The following is a 6,445-nucleotide window of genomic DNA, read 5'->3' on the forward strand; positions in this document are numbered from 1 at the left end:
GCCACACCTGCCGCCCGGACCGGGCGACGGCGGAGAGCAGGGCGACGACCGGGAGGAGCAGGGCCACGTCACCGGACGGGGTGGGCCGCACCGGCGCCGGAGCGGGCGCAGCGGCGGAGCCGGCCAGCCGTTCGAAGGTGGCCGGCACCGGCAACGACGTCCACCGGGACGACGGCCACACCACCATGAACGCCCGGCCCACCACGTTGTCGATCGGCACCGGGCCCTGGCAGCGGGCATCCTGGGAGACCAACCGGTGGTCACCCATCACGAAGATCTGACCGGGGGGTACGACCACCTCGTCGAACCGGCGGGACCGGCACTCCTTCGGGTTCGGCGGCACGTCCAGGGGCGAGTCGCGCACCACGTAGGGCTCGTCCAACGGGATGCCGTTGACCAGCACCCGACCCTGGTCGTCGCAGCACTTGACCCGGTCGCCGGGCACCCCGATCACCCGCTTGATGAAGTCCTTCTCACCGGGACGGCTCACGCCGATCAGGTCGCCGAGGGTACGCCCGATCTTGCCGGCGGCGCCGGTCGGTGGCGCGGGGCTCTCCTGGGCGACCCACTTGTCGGTGCCCCGGAAGACCACCACCTCGCCGCGCAGCGGGTCGCGGACGTCGTAGACGACCTTGTTGACCAGGACCCGGTCGCCGATGAGGAGGGTGTCCTCCATCGAACTGGACGGGATGAAGAAGGCCTGGAGCAGGAAGGTGCGGATCAGCACCGCGAGACAGAAGGCCACGATCAACAGGAGCGGCAACTCCTGCCAGAGGGGCATCTGCCGACGGGTGGGCCGGGCCCGCCGACGCCACGGGTCGGCTGTCTCGTTCGAGTCAAGCACCTGCACCACGCCACTCCCCGGTCCGCAGAAACGACACTACCGCCCGGGAGCCTCGTCGAGGCCCCACGGGCGGCAGTGGACGATCGGAGCACCGCAACCTGGGTCGCGGTGCCACCTGCCGGTCTGCGCCCGTACCGATCAGCGTAATGCGCTCTGGTCGATACGACATCCGCGCAGCTCAGGCGGCGTGGCGATCGGGAAGTCAGCTGGGCTGCTTCTCCCGCTTCTCCTTGATCTTGGCCTTCTTGCCGCGCAGCTCGCGCAGGTAGTAGAGCTTGGCCCGGCGCACGTCGCCACGGGTCACGATCTCGATCCGGTCGATGCCGGGGCCGTTGATCGGGTACGTCCGCTCCACACCCACCCCGAAGCTGACCTTGCGGACCGAGAAGGTCTCGCGCAGACCGTCACCCTGGCGGCGGATGACGACGCCCTGGAAGATCTGGACCCGGGACCGGTTGCCCTCGACGACCCGCGCGTGCACCTTGACGGTGTCACCGGCACGGAAGTCGGGGAGGTCGGTGCGCTTCGACTGGGCGTCAAGGGCGTCCAGGATGTTCATCGCTGCGTCCTCGTGATGCTCACGGCGCACCGTCAGTCGGTGCGCGGATGGGTGATTCTGATCCCCGGACGGTGGTCGGCCGGGCCGACCCCGGTCGGGAATCCTCGCAGCCACCCACGGGCGCGGGCGGATGCGGCAACCCCCCTACTTTGCCACATCCTCCGCGGGCAGCGGAAACCCACCCCGCTCCAAGGCGACGACGTCCCGTTTGTCCAGGACCTCCGGGGGCAGCGCGGCGATCATGTCGGGCCGCCGGGCGGCCGTCCGGGTCAGCGCCTCGTCGCGCCGCCAGCGGGCGATCCGCCCGTGGTCGCCCGAGCGGAGCACCTCGGGCACCTCGTGCCCCCGCCAACTCGCCGGCTTGGTGTACATCGGGGCTTCCAGCAGGCCGTGGGCGTGCGACTCGTCGTCAAGCGAACCGGCGTTGCCGAGCACCCCCGGCAGCAGCCGGGTGACCGCCTCCAGGACCACCAACACCGCGACCTCGCCGCCGAAGAGCACGTAGTCGCCGAGTGAGACCTCGGTGACCCGCAGCCGGGTCGCGGCGTGGTCCAGCACCCGCTGGTCGATGCCCTCGTACCGGCCGCAGGCGAAGAGCAGGTGCGACTCGGCGGCCAACTCGTGCGCCATCGCCTGGGTGAACGGCTCGCCCGCCGGGGAGGGCACCAGCAGCCGGGGCAGGGTCAGACCGTCCGGGGCCAGCTCGTCGGGGGCCAGCGCGTCCAGCGCCGCACCCCACGGCTCCGGCCGCATCACCATGCCCGGCCCGCCGCCGTACGGCGTGTCGTCGACCGTGCGGTGCACGTCGTGGGTCCAGCTTCGCAGGTCGTGTACGGCCAGCCGGAGCAGACCCTGCTCACGGGCCCGCCCGATCAGGGACAGGTCCAGCGGGGCGAAGTACTCCGGGAAGATCGACACGATGTCGACGCGCATGTGGGTGGCTTCCGGTCTAGAGGTCGAGCAGACCGGCCGGCGGGTCGACGACGACGCGTCCGCCGACGAGATCGACCTCCGGGACGATCGCCTTGACGAACGGGATCAGCGCGGTACGCCCCTGCGGGCGACGCAGGACGAGCAGATCGGAGGCGGGCGCGTGGTCGATCTTGGCCACCTCGCCGAGGTGTTCCCCGGCCGGGGTCACCACGGCCAGACCGACCAGCTGGTGGTCGTGGAACTCCTCAGGGTCCTCCGGTGGGGCGACGGAGGCGCTGTCCACCCCGAGCAGGGTGCCGCGCAGCGCCTCGGCGGTCTCCCGGTCGAGCACCCCGTCGAAGGCCACCAGCATCCGCCCCTGGTGCCAGCGGGCCGCCTCGATGGTCAGCTCGCCGGGAACCTCGTACACCGCCCCCGGCTCGGCGGTCGGGGCCGACTCGGTGGCCGACCCCCCGGCAGCGCGGGGCGGCGCGGCACGGGGCGTCGCCCCCGGCTCGGTGCACAGCACCGCGCCGGGGGCGAACCGCGCTTCGGGCTCGTCGGTCCGCACCTCCACGGTGACCTCACCGCGGATGCCGTGCGGCTTGCCGATCCTGCCGACGATGAGCAGCATCAGTACGAGTCGACGATGTCGACGCGTACCCCGCGTCCACCGATGGAGCCGATCACCTGACGCAGTGCCTTGGCGGTCCGGCCGGACCGCCCGATCACCGTGCCGAGATCCTCCGGGTGCACGCGGACTTCCAGCCGCTTGCCCCGACGGGAGTCGACCATCCGGACGCGCACGTCGTCCGGGTGGTCGACGATTCCCTTGACCAGGTGCTCCAGGGCGGGACGCAGCGGCATGTCAGGCCTGCTCACCGGCGTCGGCAGCAGCGGCCGGGGCCTCGGCCGGAGCCTCGGTCTTCTCGGCCGGGGTCTCCGGGGCCTCGGTCTTCGGGGCCTCCGCCTTCGGGGCCTCGGTCTTGGCGGCCTTCCGGGCCGGCTTGGCCGGGGTCTCCGGAGCCAGGCCGGCAGCGGCCTTCGCCTCGGCCTCGTACGCCGCCTTGCGGTCGGCCCGCTCGGCGGCGACCTTCAGCGGCGGCGGGGCCGGCAGGCCCTTGTACTTCTGCCAGTCACCGGTCAGCTCCAGCAGACGCTGGACGGCCTCGCTCGGCTGCGCGCCGACCGAGAGCCAGTACTGGACCCGCTCCGACTTGACCTCGATGATCGAAGGATCTTCCTTCGGCTGGTACACGCCCACGAACTCGATCGCGCGCCCGTCACGCTTGGTGCGCGAGTCGGCGATGACGATGCGGTACTGCGGGTTGCGGATCTTGCCCATCCGCAGGAGCCGGATCTTTACGGCCACAGTTGTTTCGCTCCTGTTGCGATTTCACCGACCCGGCTACGGGCGGTGCACGGGTGAGCGTCGACCGGCACAGTGGGGTTGGGCCGGAGACTGCTCGGGTGGACTGACGACGCGCCCGGGTTAGAGGGCGCCGAACGCGCGTCGGATACCAGCGACCTATTGTGCCAGACAGCTCGCCGGACGCTCACATCGACCCCGGCCGGCGCCCACCCGACCGGGATTCATGTGAGCAGCGACACACTCACCGCGCCGGCGGTCGGTCCCAGCCGGGTGGCAGGCCCTCCGGGGGCGTCCAGTCGGCCGGCGGAGTGAAGTCACACCAGGTGCCGTCGAACGGGAACTCCCCCGACTCGACGAGGGCGATCACCCGCTCCCCCTCGGCCCGGACCGCCTTCTCGTCGGTCACCCAGTAGTGGCCGGGGAAGGCGAGCCGCTCGGTGAACTCGTCCTCGTCCTTCCACCGCCAACCGAGGTCGGGGCGGACCACCACGTCCAGGTCCTGGTCGACAACGTCCACCCCGGCCACCGGCCCGTCGTCCCACCGGACACCGGGCTCCTCCAGGTTGACGTACCACTCCGCGAAGCGCTCCTGCGCGTCGCGGAAGAACCAGACCGAGTGGGCCGCCCCGGCGGGCAGGAACTCCAGCAGGGGAGGACCGTCCCACCGGCCCTGGGCCAGCCGGTAGGACGAGGTGATCCACTCGGTGAAGGGCATCGCCCGCATGCCCAGCCCCGCCTCGGAGACCTCGTGCGCCACCGGCGAGTCCCGGGCCACCCAGAGCAGCAGGCCCCGGTCGTCGTCGAGGACCACCCGGGCCGGTCGGACCCAGCCGATCCGGCCGTGCCGCACGTTCCGGTGCATGATCAGCCGACCTGGCTCGAAACGCACCCACACCTCCACAGGTCAGAACGGGCCTCCCGCCCACCACCGACTGGCCGCGACCGGTGCGCGGCGGGCGGAGGGCGGTCCGACGGGTGTGCCGACGTCGCTCAGTAGGCGCGGGCCAGGATGGCGACGAGGTCCGGCTCGTCCTCGCTGTCCGGGACGGAACCGTCGGCGCGCAGCAGGCAGCGGACGGTGACGCCCTGGCCGTTGGCCTCGGCCTCGCCCGGGACACCGACGGCCGACCACGGCACCATGGCCCAGCCGGTGGCGGCCGCCTCGATCGCCTCGGCGAGGGTCGACACCTCGACGGTCCGGGAACGTCGGTGGGCGAGCGCCTGGTCGTGCAGCGCCCGCTGGTCGGCCTCCAGGGCGGCCAGGACCGCGCCGACCACGTCCGCGACCGGGGTGGGCGCCTTCGAGCCGTCCGTACGCCGGACCACCACCGCGTTGCCGGCGGCCAGGTCACGGGGGCCGACCTCGACGCGTACCGGATAGCCGCGCAGCTCGGCGTCGACGGCCCGGCGGCCGAACGCGGTGTCGGTGCGGTCGTCGAGCGCCACCCGGACGCCGGCGTCGCGCAGCGCGTCGCGCAGCGTGGCCGCCGCCTCGCCCACGCCGTCGCCCGCCTTGACGATCATGACGTACGCCTGGATCGGGGCCAGCCTCGGCGGCACCCGCAGACCGTTGTCGTCGCCGTGCGCCATGATCAGGCCGCCGAGCATCCGGGTCGAGGTGCCCCAGGAGGTCGTCCAGGCGTGCTCCCGGCCACCCTCGGCCGAGGAGTAGCTGATGTCGAACGCCTTGGCGAAGTTCTGCCCCAGCTCGTGACTGGTGCCCAGCTGGAGCGCCTTGCCGTCACCCATCATGCCTTCGCAGGTGTAGGTGGCGGTCGCCCCGGCGAAGCGCTCCCGGGCGGTCTTCAGCCCGACCACCACCGGGATGCCCAGAACGTTGACCATCAGATCCTCGTACGCCTCGTGCAGGATCCTGCGGGCGTAGGCCCGCGCGTCCTCCCGGGTGGCGTGGGCGGTGTGCCCCTCCTGCCAGAGGAACTCGCTGGTCCGCAGGAAGATCCGCGGGCGCAGCTCCCAACGGACCACGTTCGCCCACTGGTTGAGCAGCAGCGGCAGGTCACGGTACGAGTCGATCCACTTGGCCATGAACTCGCCGATCACCGTCTCGCTGGTGGGGCGCACCACCACCGGCTCGGCGAGCTGCTTGCCACCACCGTGGGTGACCACCGCCAGCTCCGGCGAGAAGCCCTCGACGTGCTCGGCCTCGCGCTTGAGGTAGCTCTCCGGGATGAACAGCGGAAAGTACGCGTTCTCCGCGCCGGCCGCCTTGATCCGGGCGTCCATCTCGGCCTGCATCCGCTCCCAGATGGCATAGCCGGCCGGACGGATGACCATGGTCCCCCGGACCGGGCCGTTGTCGGCCAGCTTCGCCTTGGCGATCAGGTCCTGGTACCAGCGGGGAAAGTCCTCCGCACGGGGAGTGAGCACACGAGCCATGACCGCAGATCCTATGCGCCCCGCCCGGGGACGACGCGCTCGGGCGCGACATCACCCACATCCCACCCACCGAACCGCCCCGCTCCCCCGCCCCTGACGCTCCCCCGCCCCCTGACACCCCACACCCCACACCCCACACCCCACACCCCACACCCCACACCCCACACCCCACGACAAGATCGTGCTACTTCCGGGATGTAGTGGCATCCCCGAGCCGCGAGGCCACTACATCCCGGAAACATCCCGGACAACGCCGTTGCGTTCACGCCGTGGGCGGCTGGTCAACCCGGGACAGGAAGTGCCAGATCGGGGAGCGGGGGGGGCCCGCTTGGCGATCATGGAGTGGTGGTGCCGACTTTGG

7 protein-coding genes and 1 pseudogene are annotated in these 6,445 nt (G+C 71.8%); all 8 read right to left on the reverse strand.

Annotated features, from left to right (window positions below):
* Positions 1-22 precede the first annotated feature (22 nt).
* A pseudogene (gene lepB / locus AC0AIB_RS26855) lies at positions 23-853 on the reverse strand (signal peptidase I); the annotation flags it as partial.
* 193 nt (positions 854-1,046) lie between these two features.
* Positions 1,047-1,403 carry a 50S ribosomal protein L19 gene (rplS, locus tag AC0AIB_RS26860; RefSeq protein WP_091245871.1) on the reverse strand — a complete coding sequence of 119 codons (357 nt, stop codon included), beginning with the start codon at positions 1,401-1,403 and terminating at the stop codon, positions 1,047-1,049.
* Between the two features lie 144 nt (positions 1,404-1,547).
* Positions 1,548-2,336 (reverse strand): tRNA (guanosine(37)-N1)-methyltransferase TrmD, encoded by a 789-nt coding sequence (trmD, locus tag AC0AIB_RS26865; protein ID WP_328339111.1) that lies wholly within the window; start codon positions 2,334-2,336, stop codon positions 1,548-1,550.
* Between the two features lie 16 nt (positions 2,337-2,352).
* Positions 2,353-2,946: a ribosome maturation factor RimM gene (gene rimM / locus AC0AIB_RS26870; protein WP_465097721.1), complete on the reverse strand. Its 594-nt coding sequence runs from the start codon at positions 2,944-2,946 to the stop codon at positions 2,353-2,355.
* A 2-nt stretch (positions 2,947-2,948) separates the two neighbouring features.
* Positions 2,949-3,209, reverse strand: coding sequence for an RNA-binding protein (locus AC0AIB_RS26875; protein WP_172862164.1), 261 nt, complete (start codon positions 3,207-3,209; stop codon positions 2,949-2,951).
* Entirely contained in the window at positions 3,184-3,687 is a 504-nt protein-coding gene (rpsP, locus tag AC0AIB_RS26880) for a 30S ribosomal protein S16 (protein WP_328339113.1), read from the reverse strand. Before rpsP ends, AC0AIB_RS26875 begins: the two co-directional genes overlap by 26 nt.
* Before the next feature lie 241 nt (positions 3,688-3,928).
* Positions 3,929-4,576 carry a ribonuclease FAU-1 family protein gene (locus tag AC0AIB_RS26885; RefSeq protein WP_328339115.1) on the reverse strand — a complete coding sequence of 216 codons (648 nt, stop codon included), beginning with the start codon at positions 4,574-4,576 and terminating at the stop codon, positions 3,929-3,931.
* A 101-nt stretch (positions 4,577-4,677) separates the two neighbouring features.
* Positions 4,678-6,084 (reverse strand): proline--tRNA ligase, encoded by a 1,407-nt coding sequence (proS, locus tag AC0AIB_RS26890; protein WP_328339117.1) that lies wholly within the window; start codon positions 6,082-6,084, stop codon positions 4,678-4,680.
* Positions 6,085-6,445 lie beyond the last annotated feature (361 nt).

This window comes from Micromonospora sp. DSM 43699 (assembly GCF_055517075.1).